The organism is Cupriavidus sp. 2TAF22 (genome assembly GCF_052115045.1).
GTDB lineage: Bacteria > Pseudomonadota > Gammaproteobacteria > Burkholderiales > Burkholderiaceae > Cupriavidus.
Genome location: NZ_JBFRFX010000022.1, coordinates 86,690 through 101,749, shown reverse-complemented (window position 1 = coordinate 101,749; position 15,060 = coordinate 86,690). Strand labels below are relative to the sequence as shown.

At 67.5% G+C, this 15,060-nt stretch carries 15 protein-coding genes; 7 read left to right on the top strand and 8 right to left on the bottom strand.

What is annotated here, in order from left to right; translation table 11 throughout:
- Positions 1-111: 111 nt before the first annotated feature.
- Both AB4Z48_RS24940 and AB4Z48_RS24935 read right to left on the bottom strand, forming a co-directional pair.
- Positions 112-747 (bottom strand): PrpF domain-containing protein, encoded by a 636-nt coding sequence (locus AB4Z48_RS24940; RefSeq protein ID WP_441618894.1) that lies wholly within the window; start codon positions 745-747, stop codon positions 112-114.
- A 3-nt stretch (positions 748-750) separates the two neighbouring features.
- Positions 751-1,674 (bottom strand): RNA methyltransferase, encoded by a 924-nt coding sequence (locus AB4Z48_RS24935; RefSeq protein ID WP_441618892.1) that lies wholly within the window; start codon positions 1,672-1,674, stop codon positions 751-753.
- Positions 1,675-1,830: 156 nt separating this feature from the next.
- On the opposite strand from AB4Z48_RS24935, the gene AB4Z48_RS24930 reads away from it, so the two are divergent.
- The 5 genes from AB4Z48_RS24930 (at position 1,831) to AB4Z48_RS24910 (ending at position 7,619) form a co-directional block, all read left to right on the top strand.
- Complete coding sequence (locus AB4Z48_RS24930; RefSeq protein WP_441618890.1) at positions 1,831-2,658, top strand: inositol monophosphatase family protein; 828 nt, start codon at positions 1,831-1,833, stop codon at positions 2,656-2,658.
- 219 nt (positions 2,659-2,877) lie between these two features.
- A complete protein-coding gene (locus AB4Z48_RS24925) occupies positions 2,878-3,093 on the top strand; it encodes a YdcH family protein (RefSeq protein ID WP_441618888.1) in 216 nt (71 codons plus the stop codon).
- A gap of 50 nt (positions 3,094-3,143) precedes the next feature.
- On the top strand, positions 3,144-3,578 hold the full coding sequence (locus tag AB4Z48_RS24920; protein WP_441618886.1) for a universal stress protein: 435 nt from the start codon (positions 3,144-3,146) through the stop codon (positions 3,576-3,578).
- Positions 3,579-3,861: 283 nt separating this feature from the next.
- The gene (gene mutS, locus AB4Z48_RS24915; RefSeq protein WP_441618884.1) at positions 3,862-6,552 is read left to right on the top strand and encodes a DNA mismatch repair protein MutS; all 2,691 of its coding nucleotides are present in this window, start codon (positions 3,862-3,864) and stop codon (positions 6,550-6,552) included.
- Entirely contained in the window at positions 6,549-7,619 is a 1,071-nt protein-coding gene (locus AB4Z48_RS24910) for a hypothetical protein (protein WP_441618882.1), read from the top strand. Before mutS ends, AB4Z48_RS24910 begins: the two co-directional genes overlap by 4 nt.
- Positions 7,620-7,720: 101 nt before the next feature.
- Here AB4Z48_RS24910 and AB4Z48_RS24905 read toward each other — a convergent pair whose 3' ends face one another.
- The gene (locus AB4Z48_RS24905) at positions 7,721-8,251 is read right to left on the bottom strand and encodes an FKBP-type peptidyl-prolyl cis-trans isomerase (protein ID WP_441618880.1); all 531 of its coding nucleotides are present in this window, start codon (positions 8,249-8,251) and stop codon (positions 7,721-7,723) included.
- Positions 8,252-8,262: 11 nt separating this feature from the next.
- Here AB4Z48_RS24905 and AB4Z48_RS24900 point away from each other — a divergent pair, with 11 nt between their 5' ends.
- Both AB4Z48_RS24900 and AB4Z48_RS24895 read left to right on the top strand, forming a co-directional pair.
- A complete protein-coding gene (locus AB4Z48_RS24900) occupies positions 8,263-9,471 on the top strand; it encodes a ribosomal protein uL16 3-hydroxylase (RefSeq protein ID WP_441618879.1) in 1,209 nt (402 codons plus the stop codon).
- 199 nt (positions 9,472-9,670) lie between these two features.
- Positions 9,671-9,901, top strand: a complete 231-nt coding sequence (locus AB4Z48_RS24895) for a hypothetical protein (RefSeq protein ID WP_081651328.1) — start codon at positions 9,671-9,673, stop codon at positions 9,899-9,901.
- 104 nt (positions 9,902-10,005) lie between these two features.
- On the opposite strand, the gene AB4Z48_RS24890 is transcribed toward AB4Z48_RS24895, so the two are convergent.
- The 5 genes from AB4Z48_RS24890 to AB4Z48_RS24870 all read right to left on the bottom strand — a co-directional run bounded on the left by AB4Z48_RS24890 (position 10,006) and on the right by AB4Z48_RS24870 (position 14,974).
- Entirely contained in the window at positions 10,006-10,794 is a 789-nt protein-coding gene (locus AB4Z48_RS24890; protein ID WP_441618877.1) for an MBL fold metallo-hydrolase, read from the bottom strand.
- Between the two features lie 79 nt (positions 10,795-10,873).
- The gene (bamC, locus tag AB4Z48_RS24885; RefSeq protein WP_441618875.1) at positions 10,874-12,094 is read right to left on the bottom strand and encodes an outer membrane protein assembly factor BamC; all 1,221 of its coding nucleotides are present in this window, start codon (positions 12,092-12,094) and stop codon (positions 10,874-10,876) included.
- 46 nt (positions 12,095-12,140) lie between these two features.
- A complete protein-coding gene (dapA, locus tag AB4Z48_RS24880; protein WP_441618873.1) occupies positions 12,141-13,025 on the bottom strand; it encodes a 4-hydroxy-tetrahydrodipicolinate synthase in 885 nt (294 codons plus the stop codon).
- A 150-nt stretch (positions 13,026-13,175) separates the two neighbouring features.
- Positions 13,176-13,775, bottom strand: coding sequence for a class I SAM-dependent methyltransferase (locus AB4Z48_RS24875; RefSeq protein ID WP_441618871.1), 600 nt, complete (start codon positions 13,773-13,775; stop codon positions 13,176-13,178).
- Complete coding sequence (locus AB4Z48_RS24870; RefSeq protein WP_441618869.1) at positions 13,772-14,974, bottom strand: tryptophan--tRNA ligase; 1,203 nt, start codon at positions 14,972-14,974, stop codon at positions 13,772-13,774. The genes AB4Z48_RS24875 and AB4Z48_RS24870 overlap by 4 nt, the downstream gene beginning before the upstream one ends.
- Positions 14,975-15,060: the final 86 nt, after the last annotated feature.

Below are 15,060 nucleotides of genomic sequence, written 5' to 3'. Positions count from 1 at the left end.
CGGGAGCAGGGAGTGTAAGAGATTTGCTGCCCTGCTGCCGTCATGGACATTGACTGCGCAAGCGCCGCTGTCGCATCCGTGCCGTGGCACGGACACCCGCGGCGCCAGTCGTCAACATCGCTCTGGCACGTGGACCAGGCCGGTCATCAGGCGCCGCGCGCTGCTGCGCACCAGGGCGCGCTCCAGCGGTTGCGAAGTAGAGGCAGGGGCGGAAGCGGAGGAAGCGGCGGAGGCGATGGAGTCCGACTCCGAATAGTCGAGCACGATTTCCGCGGCAGGGAATGGCACGCCCGCCTCGCGCAAACCGGCGGCTTCCAGCGGATGGCCATTGCGGCAAGGTACGCGCGCCACGATGGCTTCGCCCGTGTTCTGCTGCCACATGCGCACGGTGGTGATGCTGTCGCGCGCCGGCACGAAGCCGCGCCAGATCGCGAACGGCCCGACGGCCGCGGACAGGTCGTCGCAACGGCCCGACCAGTCGATCAGGGCCGCGCGGATTGCCACCGCGCCGAACAGGTAGTCCACGTCGCAGCCGGCATGCTGCGAACGGCGTACCAGCACGACATTGCCGGCACTGGAAGTGGCTCCGCCCAGGCCGTCGGCCTGCGTGCCATAAGGGTCGGGCGAGCCGATCACGCGCAGCAGCACGTCATCGCGCCCGGCGGGATCGGACGGCAGGTCGTCAGCCAGGAAGAACAGACCCTTGCTGGCGCCGCCCCGCATGTAGAAGGCAGGAATCTCCGCCACCGCTCACTTCTCCTGTTGGCCTGGCCCACTCCGGGAGCCAGGGACGCTGCCCTGCGAGGCCAGCAGCATGTGCTTGGCGATGCCACGCAGGATATTCACTTCCTCGCGCTCCAGCCCGCTGCGCGCCAGCAGCCGGCGCAGGCGCGGCATCAGCTTCTTCGGCGTGGCCGGGTCCAGGAAGCCGATCGCTTCGAGACCCGTCTGCAGATGGCCGAACATCGCCTCCACCTGCTCCGCCGTGGCCGGTTCGCCAGCATAGCCGATCTCGGCCTGCGGCGTGGCGCGCGGCTCCAGCAGCGCCAGGCGCATCTCGTAGGCCACCAGCTGCACGGCCTGGGCCAGGTTGAGCGAGGTGTAGGCCGGGTTGGCGGGGATATGGGTGACGGCCGAGCAACGGTCCACGGCCTCGTTGGGCAGGCCGAAACGCTCGTTGCCGAAGACGAAGGCCACATGGGCGCCCGGCGCGGGCATGCCCGGGACCGGGGCGGCCGCAAGCTGGAGGGCGATGCGCTGGCCGGCCTGTGCGGCGGCATCGCGCGGCAGCAGGCGCGGCGGCCCGAACTCGCGCTGGCGGGCCGTCAGCGCCACGGCATAAGCGGTACCGGACAGCGCGCTTTCGATATCGTCCACGATCACCGCGGCGGCCAGCACGTCGTCGGCGCCGCTGGCCATGGCCACGGCATCCGGGTGCGCGCGCACCTCCGGCTCGCGCGGCGAGACCAGCACCAGGCGGCCCGGCTCGGCGCCGAAACCCATGGTCTTGATCGCGCGCGCCACCGCGCCGACATTGCCGGGATGGCTGGTCTCCACCAGCACGAAGCGCACGGCGGCAAAGGCAGCGGGCGCATCGAGAGTCACATTGACTGCCTTGCGCGGCACGGCGGGGGCGTCGCCGGCGGCGGCACTCGTCTGGTTCAGCGGGTTCATATACAATCCAGGCTTCATCTTCGGTGCGCCGCCCGTCTCGCACGATCGCGACGCGCCCGTTCTTCTACAATTCGTTGTGTTGTCAGCCGCCCCCGGAGGGCAGCGCGCCGGCCTTTTGCGCCAGGCGGCGCACTCCTGGCCGGCCTGGAGAGATTCATGCATCCGATGCTAAATATCGCCGTCAAGGCGGCCCGCAAGGCAGGTTCCGTCATCAACCGCGCGTCGATGGACGTCGACCGGGTCCATGTTTCCCGCAAGCAGCACAACGATTTCGTCACCGAGGTCGACCGCGCCGCCGAGGCTGCGATCATCGAGATCATCCGCACGGCCTACCCGGAACACGCCATTCTAGCGGAAGAGTCCGGCCAGTCCTGGGCCGAGGGCGAAGAAACCAGCGAATACGTCTGGGTCATCGATCCGCTCGACGGCACCACCAATTTCATCCACGGCTTCCCCCAGTATTGCGTGTCCATCGCCCAGTTGCACAAGGGCGTGCCCGCGCAGGCCGTAGTCTACGACCCCACGCGTGACGAACTCTTCACCGCCAGCAAGGGCGCCGGGGCTTTCCTGAACAACCGCCGCATCCGCGTCTCGCGCCGCGACAAGCTGGCCGACTGCCTGATCGGCACCGGCTTCCCGTACCGTGACATGGAAGGTCTGGACCAGTACATGGAGCTGTTCGCCCTGATGACGCGCAGCTGCGCCGGCCTGCGCCGCCCGGGCGCTGCCGCGCTGGACCTGGCCTACGTGGCGTGCGGACGCACCGATGGTTTCTTCGAGCAAGGCCTCAAGCCCTGGGACATGGCCGCCGGCATGCTGCTGGTGACCGAGGCCGGCGGGCTGACCGGCAACTACGCCGGCGAAGCCCGCCAGCTGGAGCAAGGCGAAGTGCTGGCAGGCAACCCCAAGGCCTTCGCGCAAATGGTGCGCCTGCTGTCGCCATACTCGCTCGACAACGCCAAGCCCGCTAGGCCCGCCGCCTGAGCGCCTGCCAGCGGCCGCCGCCGAGCGCCACGCCCGCCCTCCACAGGGCGGGCGTTTTTGTTTGGGCGAACGTATTGTTGCGAGGCGTTTACCGGCGCATGATCCATATCAAGGCCGGCGGCTCCCCGCCGCTGCAGAATGAGGGCATGCGCTGCCGGCGCCCGTCGCACCCCCGACCGATCACCGCGCAGCCCGGATTCCCACCTGAAGGAGCCTCGCATGTTTCCCGAATTCCGCGAACTGATCTCGGTGCTCAAGGCGCAGGACGCGCACTTCGCCAGGCTGTTCCATCGCCACAATGACATGGACCAGGAGATCAAGAACATGGAAGCCAGGCTGGTGCCCGCCGACAGCGTGACCATCGAATCGCTCAAGAAGGAAAAGCTCCGGCTCAAGGACGAGCTCTACGGCATTCTGCGCAGGGCCTCGGCCTGAGCCGGCCACCCCCACGTCGTCCGTTCTTTCCAAAACACATACACACGCCCATGTTCCAACATATCCTGCTCCCCATCGACGGCTCCCCGCTCTCGCAGAAGGCTGTCGCCGCCGCCATCGAGTTCGCCCGCGCAACCGGCGCCAGGCTGACCGCCTATATGTGCGTGGAGGAATATCCCTTTCTGCAGTCCAGCGATGCCGGTCACGAGAAGCGCTCGGTATTCGAGCAACGTGTCGAGGCCGCGGCACGCAGCGATCTGGCACGCGTCGAAGCGGCCGCCGCGCTGGCCGGCGTGCCGTGCGCCGCGGTGACCTCCGTCTCCGCGGCGCCTTACCGCGGCATCATCGCCACCGCGACGGAACAGGGCTGCGACGTGATCTTCATGGCTTCGCACGGCCGCAGCGGCATCAGCGGCCTGCTGATCGGCAGCGAAACACAGAAGGTGCTCACCCACAGCACCATCCCCGTTCTGGTCTTCCGCTGAAGACGACACGCAGGCAGCGCCCCGGCTCCCCGGGCGCTCGCCCTGCGTCCCGGCAGCCGCGCCGGCCAGCCCGCGCCTCCAGACCTGGCGGCCGGTGCTGTACCATATCGCCCATCTTCCGAAATACCCCCTTGCGTCCCGAGGCAGCCCCCTCGCGCGGCCGGCTTTTTCCCGGCGCGCGCCGGCGCCATGCGCCATGTGCGCCAGTCGGGGCGGCAAGGCGATGGCAAGCACGGAAAGGCGGCGTAGCGCCGGCTTTCCGTGCCAAACAGGTTTAATGGCAATGGGATTGCAGAAAAAGACGAACCCGGATCAAACGGCGGCAGATGCTTCCGGCAGCAAGCACACCCCCATGATGCAGCAGTATCTGCGCATCAAGGCGGACCACCCGGACACCTTGCTGTTCTACCGGATGGGCGACTTCTATGAGCTCTTCCATGACGACGCCGAGAAGGCGGCGCGCCTGCTGGACATCACGCTGACGGCGCGCGGCGCCTCCAACGGCGTACCGATCCGCATGGCGGGCATCCCCTTCCACTCGGTGGACCAGTACCTCGCGCGGCTGGTCAAGCTGGGCGAATCCGTGGCGATCTGCGAGCAGATCGGCGACCCGGCCACCAGCAAGGGACCGGTCGAACGCAAGGTGGTTCGCATCGTCACCCCGGGCACGCTGACCGACGCGGCGCTGCTGCCGGACAAGGCCGACACCTTCCTGATGGCCGTGCACCAGCACACCACGCGCCGCGGCGTCAGCAAGACCGGCCTGGCGTGGCTCAACCTCGCCAGTGGCGAACTGCGCCTGATGGAGTGCGAGGTGGCGCAGCTTGGCCGCGAACTGGAACGCATCCGGCCGGCCGAGCTGCTGTTCGCGGATGGCATCGAGCTGCCGGCGCTGGCCTGCGCCCGCACGCGCCTGCCGGAGTGGCACTTCGACCAGGAAGCCGGCACCCGCCGCCTGCGCGAGCAGCTCGGCGTGGCGAGCCTGGACCCGTTCGGCTGTGCCGGGCTGGGCGCGGCGCTCGGCGCGGCGGGCGCGCTGCTGAACTATGCCGCTTCCACGCAAGGCCAATCGCTGCGCCATGTGCAAGGCGTCACGGTCGAGCGCGAATCGGAATTCGTCGGCCTGGATACCGCCACGCGGCGCAACCTGGAGTTGACCGAGACGCTGCGCGGCGGCGAGTCGCCGACGCTGTTCTCGCTGCTGGACACCTGCGCCACCACCATGGGCAGCCGCCTGCTGCGCCACTGGCTGCACCACCCGCTGCGCGACCGCGCCATGCCGCAGGCGCGCCAGCAGGCCATCGGTGCCCTGCTCGCCCAGGGCACCGAGCCGCTGCGCGCGGCGTTGCGCAGGCTGTCCGACGTGGAACGCATCACCGCGCGCCTGGCGCTGCTCAATGCGCGCCCGCGCGACCTGTCATCGCTGCGCGACACGCTGGCCGCCCTGCCCGACGTGCAGGCCTGCGTGCAGCCCGACGACGCGGCGCCGCTGCTGAACCTGACCCTGGCCGAGCTGGCCGTGCCGCAGGCCTGCCAGGACCTGCTGAGCGCGGCGGTGGCGCCCGAGCCGCCCAGCGTGGTGCGCGACGGCGGCGTGATCGCGCGCGGCTTCGACGCCGAGCTCGACGAACTGCGCGACATCTCGGAGAACTGTGGCCAGTTCCTGGTCGAGCTGGAGGCGCGCGAGCGCACCCGCACCGGCATCGCCAATCTGCGCGTGGAATACAACCGCGTGCATGGCTTCTATATCGAGGTGACCAACGGCCAGGCCGACAAGGTCCCCGACGACTACCGCCGCCGCCAGACGCTGAAGAACGCCGAACGCTACATCACGCCCGAGCTCAAGTCCTTCGAGGACAAGGCGCTGTCCGCGCAAGACCGCGCGCTGGCGCGCGAGAAGCAGCTCTACGACGCGCTGCTGCAGCAATTGCTGCCGCATATCGGCGAACTGCAGCGCGTGGCCGGCGCGCTGGCCCGGCTCGACGTGCTGGCGGCGCTGGCCGAGCGCGCGCAGACGCTGGACTGGACCCAGCCCGAGCGCGTCGACGAGAACGCCATCGACATCGTGCAGGGTCGCCATCCGGTGGTGGAAGGCCAGCTCGCCGCCGAATCCGTGCCCTTCATCGCCAACGACTGCCAGCTCAACGAAGCGCGCAAGCTGCTGCTGATCACCGGCCCGAACATGGGCGGCAAGTCGACCTTCATGCGCCAGACCGCGCTGATCGTGCTGCTGGCCTGCGTGGGTGCCTACGTACCCGCGCGGCGCGCCGTGATCGGCCCGATCGACCGCATCTTCACCCGCATCGGCGCGGCCGACGATCTCGCCGGCGGGCGCTCCACCTTCATGGTGGAGATGACCGAGGCTGCCGGCATCCTGCACAACGCCACGCCCGCCAGCCTGGTGCTGATGGACGAGATCGGCCGCGGCACGTCCACCTTCGACGGCCTCGCGCTGGCATGGGCCATCGCGCGCCACATCCTGGCGCACAACCGCAGCCATACGCTGTTCGCCACCCACTACTTCGAACTGACGCAGCTGCCGCAGGAATTCACGCAGGCAGCCAACGTGCACCTCTCCGCGGTGGAGCATGGCGACGGCATCGTCTTCCTGCACGCGGTGCAGGACGGCCCGGCCAGCCAGAGCTATGGCCTGCAGGTGGCGCAACTCGCGGGGGTGCCGCAGCCGGTGATCCGCGCGGCGCGCAAGCACCTGGCGTGGCTCGAGCAGCAGTCGGCGGATGCCACGCCCACGCCGCAGCTCGACCTGTTCGCGGCGCCGCTGTCGCCGCTGGACGACGAGGATGACTATGCGGAGCCGGCAAGTGGCACCGCGGACACAGCCATATCGCCGGAACAAGCCGCGCTGCTCGACGCCATCGGCGAACTCGATCCGGACAGCCTCACGCCGCGCGAAGCCCTCGATGCGCTCTACCGCCTGCGTGCGCTGGCCAGGGATGCGGTAGCCACCGCATGACGCCGACCGGGCTGGCAAGCCGGCGCAGCCTGGCGCGCGCGCTCGCCCGGGCGGCAGGCTGCACCGTGCTCGGCGTAGTGCTCGCGTCGCCCGCGCTGCCGGGCGACGCGCTGGCCGCGCAGGCCAATCGCGTTCGCGCGCCGGCCAGCGAGACCGTGCGCATCGCCCTGATCGCCGACCAGCCGCAGTGGCCTGCGGCCGAAGACGGTACCACGCGCCTGCTCGAATACGCCGCCGCGCGCCGGCTCGACATGGTGGTGCACCTCGGCGGCATCAAGGGCGATACCGAATCCTGCGGCGATGCCCTGCTCACGGCGCGCCAGCGCCTGCTTGACCAGTCGCCGCTGCCGCTGGTCTACCTGCCCGGCGAAACCGACTGGGCGGAATGCCAGCGCGCCGTGAACGGCCATTTCGATCCGGTGGAACGCCTGAACCGGCTGCGCGAGTTGTTCTACCCGGCAGACACCACGCTGGGCCAGCGCGTCGTGCCGCTCATGCGGCAATCCGACCAGGCCACCTTCCGCAGCTTCCGGGAGAACGTGCGCTGGAGCGCCGGGGGCGTGTTGCTGGTGGCATTGAACCTGCCTGGCGACAACAATCACTATCGCTCGGAGGGCGGCCGCAACGGCGAGTTCGAAGACCGCCGCGAGGCCAATCGCCAGTGGCTCGCGCGTGCCTTCTCCCTGGCGCAGCAGCAGAACCTGCCGGGCATCGTTGTGCTGGCCCATGCCGATCCGCAGTTCGGCAACGGCTGGGAGCAACGCGGCAAGCCTTCCCTGTTCGACGGCTTCCTGCGCCGCCGCGCGCGCGATGGCTTCCAGGAGTACAAGCGCCAGCTGCGCGATCTCGCCACGCGTTACCGCGGCCAGGTATTGCTCGTACATACCGGCCAGGGTGGGTTCGGCATCGATACACCGCTCAAGGATGCAGGTGGCAAGGTGCTGCGCAACGTCACCCGCGTGGTGCTGCCGGCCGGCACGCCCGGGCAGTTCGCCGAGCTGTCGATCACGCCGGGTTCGCCCAAGCCGTTCGAAGTGACCCTGAAGGATGGGCCGGAGGCGGAGTGATGCGGGGCGGGCCATTCATGCGCGCCCTCCATGCGTGCCACCCATGAAAAAAGCCGGCTAAGCCGGCTTTGGTAGCAGGTGCGCGCGCAGCGGGCCTGCGCTCAGTGCAGCGTGCGGTTGCCGCCGTCTTCGTCTTCATCCTCGTCCACCACCTCGACGCCCGAGGCGCCGTGGGCGTGGCCATGCTGCACTTCGTCGTCGGTGGCTTCGCGCACCTCGGACACCTGCAGCCAGAAACGCAGCGCCATGCCGGCCAGCGGATGGTTGCCGTCCAGCACGACCTTGTCCTGGGCCACGTCCGTCACCGTGTAGATGATCGAATCGTCTTCGTCACCGTCTTCGGGCACGCCTTCGAATTGCATGCCGATCTCGAGCGGCTCGGGGAAACGGTCACGCGGTTCCACCTTGACCATCTCGGCGTCGTAATCGCCGAACGCTTCTTCGGGTTCGAGCTGGAGCTGGGTCTCGAAGCCGGCTTCGTGGCCTTCGAGCGCTTCCTCGATCTTGGGGAACGTGCCATCATAGCCGCCGTGCAAGTAGACCATCGGCTCATCCGACTCCTCGATCAGATTGCCCTGCGCATCCGACAGCTTGTACACCACGGATACCACCGTGTTCTTAGCGATTTTCAATTCTTGACTCCATGAACGATTCCGCATTATACGCGCAGGCCCTGCCCCCCGGCCCCGTCGATCCCGACGTGCCGCTCCCCCTGCTGGGAGGCATGACGCCGGCCGCTTTCATGCGCGATATCTGGCACCGCAAGCCCCTGCTGATCCGACAGGCCGTACCGGGAATCGTGCCGCCGGTATCGCCAGAGTCCCTTTTCGAGCTGGCCGACCGCGACGACGTCGAGGCCCGCCTGGTGTCGCACTTCCGCAACCGCTGGAAGCTCGAGCAGGGCCCGTTCGCCGCCGACAACCTGCCCTCGCGCAAGGCGCGCCAGTGGACCTTGCTCGTGCAGGGCGTCAACCTCCACGATAGCGCAGCCGCGGCATTGCTGGGGCAATTCCGTTTCGCCCCCGATGCGCGGCTCGACGACCTCATGGTCAGCTACGCCACCGACGGTGGCGGCGTCGGCCCGCACTTCGATTCCTACGACGTTTTCCTGCTGCAAGTATCGGGCCGGCGGCGCTGGCGCATCTCCTCCCAGACCAAGCTGGATCTGGTGCCGGACCTGCCGCTGAAGATCCTGGCGGACTTCACACACGAACAGGAGTGGGTGCTGGAACCCGGCGACATGCTTTACCTGCCGCCCCAGTACGCCCACGACGGCGTCGCCGAAGGCGAGTGCATGACCTACTCCATCGGCTTCCGCGCACCGGCCTACCGCGAGCTGGCAGGGCATTTCCTCGCCTGGCTGTCGGAGACGGTAGAGGATAACGAAGACCTGAGCGGGCGCTATGCGGACCCCGGCGAACCCGCCACCGCGCGTCCGGCCCAGTTGCCCGCCAGCATGGTGCGTGCGGTAAGCGAACGCCTCGGTGCCCTGCGTTGGTCGGGTAGCATGATTTCCGAATTTCTGGGTGCGCATCTCTCCGAACCGAAACCGACCGTGGAATTCCCGGTCGTGCCCGAAATCACACTGAAGAAATACACAAAACTTGCGCTATCTCACGGCATCGTGCTAGCGCCGGGATCGATCGCATTGTATGACCGCACGCATTTCTTTATCAACGGAGAAGCCTACGAACCGCCGCCAGAACTCGCAAGATGGCTGCGGCAACTGGGAGATCGGCGCCAATTAAGTGCCGCGGAAGTAGCCGCGTGCGCCGATTTGCCCGACCTGATGGAGACCTTCCATCATTGGGCACTCGAAGGATGGCTGCAACTTGCGCCATCTACCCTGTAATAATCCGTAACAACCAAAAACAGGAAAAGACAGCGCTACACAAGCCGGGAAAACGCGGATATAATCGTCGGCTGGCTAGTACTGTGTACCACTGCATTTGTCGGCACCCGGGAGAGCCTCTATTTTGCAGTTCAAGAGCGATAATTACCGGTAATTATTCATCGCCTGTTTTTCTGTTATTAAAGTTAAAGGACGAACAATGAAGAAGTCTCTCCTGATCGCATCGCTGCTCGCCGCCGTTGCTCTCGCCGCTTGCGGCAAGAAAGAAGAAGCCGCTGCACCGGCACCGGAAGCTTCGGCTCCTGCCGCTGCTGCCCCGGCACCGGAAGCTTCGGCTCCCGCTGCTGCTCCGGCTGCTGACGCATCGGCTCCGGCCGCTGACGCTTCGGCCCCGGCTGCTGACGCATCGGCTCCGGCTGCCAAGCAGTAATCGGTCTCGACCGATAAAAAAGCCGACCTTCGGGTCGGCTTTTTTTCGTCCATGTTTTCCGCGACATTTCCGCGACACCTGACGAAGATGTCACATCGTCACTGTCAGGCCCTGACCGGCTGCCAGCCCAGGCCCTCGTGCTGGTCCGCCACCAGGATCTCGCCCGCCGACGCGGCGAGCACCGCCGCCAGCGCTCCGGTGGCCAGTTCGCGCGTGTTGTTCTGCTGGCTCAGGTGAGCGGCAACCACGCGCTGCAGCCCCGCGTGCGCCACGCGCGCCAGGATATCGGCCGCGACCTCGTTGGCAAGGTGGCCGAAATCGCCACCGATACGCCGCTTGAGCGAGGCCGGATACGCCGAATTGCGCAACATCTCGCGGTCGTGGTTGCACTCGAGCACCAATGAATGCATGCCCGCCAGACGCGCGGTGATGTAAGGCGTCTCCATGCCGGCGTCGGTCAGCACGCCGAGTCTTGCATCGCCGTCGCTCAGCACGAACTGCAGCGGCTCGCGTGCGTCGTGCGGCACCGTGTACGGCAGGATGTGCAGGCCGCCGATGACCAGCGGGTGGTCGGCGCAGCAGACGCGCACATCGGCCGTTTCCGCACCCCGCAGGTGCGAGGTCGCAAGCCATGTGCCGTGGCTGGTGTAGACCGCCAGGTCGTGGCGCGATGCAAAGGAATAGGCCGAGCCGACATGATCGCCATGCTCGTGCGTGACGAGTACCGCATCGAGCTGGTCCGGCGTGACGCCGAGCCGCTCCAGGCGCCGCGCCGTCTCGCGAATGCCAAAGCCGCAATCGAGCAGCACCCGCGTGGTGGTGGTGCCCTCTTGCGATTCGATCAACAGGGAATTGCCCTCGCTGCCGCTGCCGAGAAAGGCGAAGCGCATCATGCGCCAGCCTCGCACGGCAGTTTGCGGGAGCTTCCCGCGGCAGGACGCCGCGGGCGTACTTGCGCAGCGCTCACCGCGATCAGCGCAGTTGCTCGTCGAGCAGGGAGAGGATGCGCTTGCCGACTTCGGTGCCTTCCGGCTGGCCGGCGTCGTTCTGCACCGTCACGGTCGTGCCGGTGCCGTCGCCCTTGAGCGCAACGCGGTACTTCTTCGCCCGCTTGCTATCTTCCGTGCCGGTCTTGGTGAACAGCTTGGAGAAGAAGCCGCGGTTATCGACCGTGTCGCGCGGGTCGACATAGCGCACGAAGTACAGGCCCTGGGCGCGGTCGCGGTCTTCCACCGTGAAGTTGACGCGGTCCAGCGCCAGGCCGACGGAGCGCCATGCGCGGTCGAACGGCTCGGCCAGTTGCAGCGCCTGGGTGCCATTGACCTGCGTCAGGTTGCTGCCCGCCGCGGGTGCCTTGGCCGCCGCCGCAGGAGCAGCCGCCGCGCCAGAGGCCCCGGCCGCTGCCGGCGTGCCGCCGTTCTTCGCCATGCGGTCGGCCTGCTCCTTCTGCACGCCGAGTCGCTGCGCGAAGCGCGAGAGGAATTCCGCTTCCAGCTCGGGATCGGAGGGACGCGCGGTCCAGACCGTCTGCGACTTGTCGATGCCGGTCAGCTGTTCCTGCGCGCCGCGGTGGCTGATGAAGATCTCCATATTGCCGTTCTGCGAGCGCTCCAGGCGCGTGCGGAACTTGTCACGCTCGGAGGTCGAGTACAGGCCGTCGAAAACCTTGCCGATGGTGTTGCGGATGAAATCCTGCGGGATCTTGGCACGGTTCTCGGCCCAGTCCGTTTCCATGATGCCGGTCTCGGGCGAATCCTGGACCAGCAGGAAACCGCTTTCCTGCCAGAACTCGCGCAGCGACTGCCACAACTGGTCAGAGCGCATGCCGTTGCTGATCACCAGCCAGCGCTGGTTGCCGTCGCGCTCCATGCGCACGCCTTGCGTGGCGGGCAGCACGTTCTCGGTGCCAACCTGCTGCYGAGCTACCTTGTTCGTCTGGTTGTAGGTCGACAGCGTCGACGTGCCGTTCTGGTCGGGCACCGAGTAGCGGCGGTCACCTTCGATCTTGGTCAGGTCCGGCGGGACGTCCAGCGTGCCGGTGCGCTTGGCGTTGGACTTGTAGTCGATCTTGTCGGGTGCCATCGCATCGTTGATGCTGCTGCAGCCGGACATCGCGCTTGCCACCAGCACGGGCAAGACCAGGGCGGCACGGCGAACCTGCATTGCACCGTGGCGGTTAAGCTTGAGTTTCATTGACACGCAATCCTAGTTGATGGGACGACGGCAGGGTGCTGCGGGATCAGCCGAGAAGGCCGGCATCCGACAGCGCCTTGCGCACCACGTCGTGGTATTCCGGTGACAGCGGGGTGAGCGGAAGGCGGATACCGCCCTGCATCTTGCCCATTTGCTGGAGTGCCCACTTGACGGGAATCGGGTTGGCCTCGACGAACATCGCCTTGTTGAGCGCAACCAGTTCCATGTGGATGCGACGCGCGGTGATAGCGTCGCCCTTCAAGGCCGCCACGCAGAGCTCATGCATCTTGCGCGGCGCCACGTTGGCCGTGACCGAGATATTGCCATGGCCGCCGAGCAGCATCAGCGCAATCGCGGTGGGATCGTCGCCGCTGTAGATGGCGAAGCCTTCCGGCGCATCCTTGATCAGCTGGGCGGCACGGTCGATATTGCCCGTGGCTTCCTTCACGCCGTCGATGCCCGGCACCTGCGCCAGGCGCAGGATGGTCTCGGGCTGCATGTCGGCCACGGTGCGGCCGGGCACGTTGTACAGCAGCACGGGCAGGTCCACGCTTTCCGCGATGGTGCGGAAATGCCGGTACATGCCTTCCTGGGTCGGCTTGTTGTAGTAAGGCACGACCTGCAGCGAAGCATCGGCGCCGACCTTCTTGGCGAAGGCGGTCAGCTCGATTGCTTCCTTGGTCGAGTTGCCGCCGGTGCCGGCGATGATCGGGATGCGCTTGTCGGCCTGCTCCACGGCCACGCGGACCAGCTCGCAGTGCTCGTCCACCGTCACGGTGGGCGACTCGCCGGTGGTGCCGACGATCACGATGCCGTCGGTGCCTTCGGCAACGTGCCAGTCGACCAGGGCGCGCAGCGCGGGGAAATCCAGGCTGCCATCTTCCTGCATCGGCGTCACGATTGCGACGATGCTGCCGTTAATCTGTGTCATAACGTATGAGAATTCGGGAAACGAATACCGCGATTGTACCGGATAGCCCGGGCCTTCCGACCGCACCTTCGACCGGGGAAAACCCAAGCCGGTTCAACGCGTGAAGCCCGGGTCTCGCCGACCGGCCCGGCAAACGACCCGGGCCGCACTTCAGGCCGGCAAAGGATAACGCGGCGGCGCACGGCCGGCGGCGCCGCCAGCCTCGTCCGCCACCTCGCGAATTGCGCAGAGGCGCTGCACAAAGGCAGTTTTAGGCGCTTCGAGCATACCATCTTCGTAGCCGACCACGCGCAGGCTGCCGCGCACGACCTCCAGCAGCTCGCCCGGCTTCAGCAGGAAGTCCGGATTGGATGGCTTGCCGACGGTCTCGTTGCCGGCAGCGAACGTCTCGTAGATCAGCACGCCGCCAGGCGCCAGCGCGGCTAGCAGGTGCGGCCACAAGGGCCGGTGCAGATAGTTGGTCACCACGATGGCGTCGAACGGCGCCAGCCCTGCCAGTGGCCACGCGCCCTGCTCGAGGTCGGCCACCAGCTTCTCGACGCTTGCAGGCAGCGCAGCCAGCGCAGCGCCATCGCGGTCGACGCCAAGCACGGCATGGCCGCGGCCCGCGAACCACGCTGCATGACGGCCGCTGCCGCAGGCCAGGTCGAGCACGCGCGCTTGGGGGCGCACCAGGTGCGCCCAGCGCACCACCCATGACGAGGGCGGGGCCGGTGCATGCAGCGGCGGCATGCCGCCCGTCGTGCTCATCGGTACCCCAGGCCCATGTTGGCGCGCACGTCGGCCATGGTCTCGCGTGCCACCTGGCCGGCCCTGTCGCAGCCATGCGCGACGATGGCGCGCAGCAGCGCGGGGTCGTCCATGTATTTCTGCGCGCGTTCGAGCATCGGCTGCTGCTCGCGCAGGATGCCTTCGATCACGGGCTGCTTGCACTCGATGCAGCCGATGCCCGCGCTGCGGCAGCCCGCCTGCGCCCATTCGCGCGTGGGCGAGTCCGAGTAGACCTGGTGCAGCTGCCACACCGGGCAGCGCGCCGGCTCTCCCGCATCGGTGCGGCGCACGCGTGCCGGATCGGTCGGCATCGTGCGCACCTTCTTCTCCACCGATGCCTTGTCCTCGCGCATGCGGATGGTGTTGCCGTAGGACTTCGACATCTTCTGGCCGTCCAGCCCCGGCATGCGCGAGGCCGCGGTCAGCAGCGCCTGCGGCTCGACCAGGATGGTCTTGCGCGAGCCGCCCAGGTAGCCCAGCAGCATCTCGCGGTCCTCGGTCGAAAGGCTTTGCGACTGCGCCACCAGCGCCGCGCCCTCTTCCAGCGCTTCGGTCTTGCCCTGCTCCTGGTAGGCGCGGCGTAGCTCGAGATAGGCCTTGGTGCGCTTGCCGCCCAGCTTCCTGGCGGCCTCCTGCGCGCGCTCCTCGAAGCCCGGCTGCCGGCCGTACAGGTAGTTGAAGCGGCGTGCGATCTCGCGGGTGATCTCCACGTGCGGCACCTGGTCTTCACCCACCGGCACGCGGCCGGCGCGGTAGATCAGGATGTCGGCCGCCTGCAGCAGCGGGTAGCCGAGGAAGCCATAGGTGGAGAGATCCTTGTCCTTGAGCTTCTCGATCTGGTCCTTGTAGGTCGGCACCCGCTCCAGCCAGCCCAGCGGCGTGCCCATCGCCAGCAGCAGGAACAGCTCGGCGTGCTCGGGCACGCGGCTCTGGATGAACAGCGTGGCGCGCTCGGGATCGACGCCGGCCGCGAGCCAGTCGATCAGCATCTCCCACACCGACTCGCCGATCACCTCGGGCGATTCGTAGTGGGTAGTCAAGGCATGCCAGTCCGCCACGAAGAAAAAGCATGGATACTCGGCCTGCAGTTGGACCCAGTTTTTCAGGACGCCGTGATAATGGCCCAGGTGCAGCGCGCCGGTGGGCCGCATGCCGGAGAGAACGCGGTCGGGAAACATGTCGGTATTTGTGTGGGAATTCGGTACTTGGTACAGCGTGTTCGATGCAGCGTGTCCGGGCGTGGCTCGCAAGCGTGCCCGGATGA

What these genes read in the sequence shown, in the direction of transcription:
- AB4Z48_RS24900 (WP_441618879.1), top strand. Translation starts at nt 8,263, where the DNA reads ATGAACGATTCCGCATTATACGCGCAGGCCCTGCCCCCCGGCCCCGTC.
- dapA (WP_441618873.1), bottom strand. Translation starts at nt 13,025, where the DNA reads ATGACACAGATTAACGGCAGCATCGTCGCAATCGTGACGCCGATGCAG.
- AB4Z48_RS24925 (WP_441618888.1), top strand. Translation starts at nt 2,878, where the DNA reads ATGTTTCCCGAATTCCGCGAACTGATCTCGGTGCTCAAGGCGCAGGAC.
- AB4Z48_RS24930 (WP_441618890.1), top strand. Translation starts at nt 1,831, where the DNA reads ATGCATCCGATGCTAAATATCGCCGTCAAGGCGGCCCGCAAGGCAGGT.
- AB4Z48_RS24890 (WP_441618877.1), bottom strand. Translation starts at nt 10,794, where the DNA reads ATGATGCGCTTCGCCTTTCTCGGCAGCGGCAGCGAGGGCAATTCCCTG.
- AB4Z48_RS24920 (WP_441618886.1), top strand. Translation starts at nt 3,144, where the DNA reads ATGTTCCAACATATCCTGCTCCCCATCGACGGCTCCCCGCTCTCGCAG.
- AB4Z48_RS24870 (WP_441618869.1), bottom strand. Translation starts at nt 14,974, where the DNA reads ATGTTTCCCGACCGCGTTCTCTCCGGCATGCGGCCCACCGGCGCGCTG.
- AB4Z48_RS24875 (WP_441618871.1), bottom strand. Translation starts at nt 13,775, where the DNA reads ATGAGCACGACGGGCGGCATGCCGCCGCTGCATGCACCGGCCCCGCCC.
- AB4Z48_RS24910 (WP_441618882.1), top strand. Translation starts at nt 6,549, where the DNA reads ATGACGCCGACCGGGCTGGCAAGCCGGCGCAGCCTGGCGCGCGCGCTC.
- mutS (WP_441618884.1), top strand. Translation starts at nt 3,862, where the DNA reads ATGGGATTGCAGAAAAAGACGAACCCGGATCAAACGGCGGCAGATGCT.
- AB4Z48_RS24895 (WP_081651328.1), top strand. Translation starts at nt 9,671, where the DNA reads ATGAAGAAGTCTCTCCTGATCGCATCGCTGCTCGCCGCCGTTGCTCTC.
- AB4Z48_RS24935 (WP_441618892.1), bottom strand. Translation starts at nt 1,674, where the DNA reads ATGAACCCGCTGAACCAGACGAGTGCCGCCGCCGGCGACGCCCCCGCC.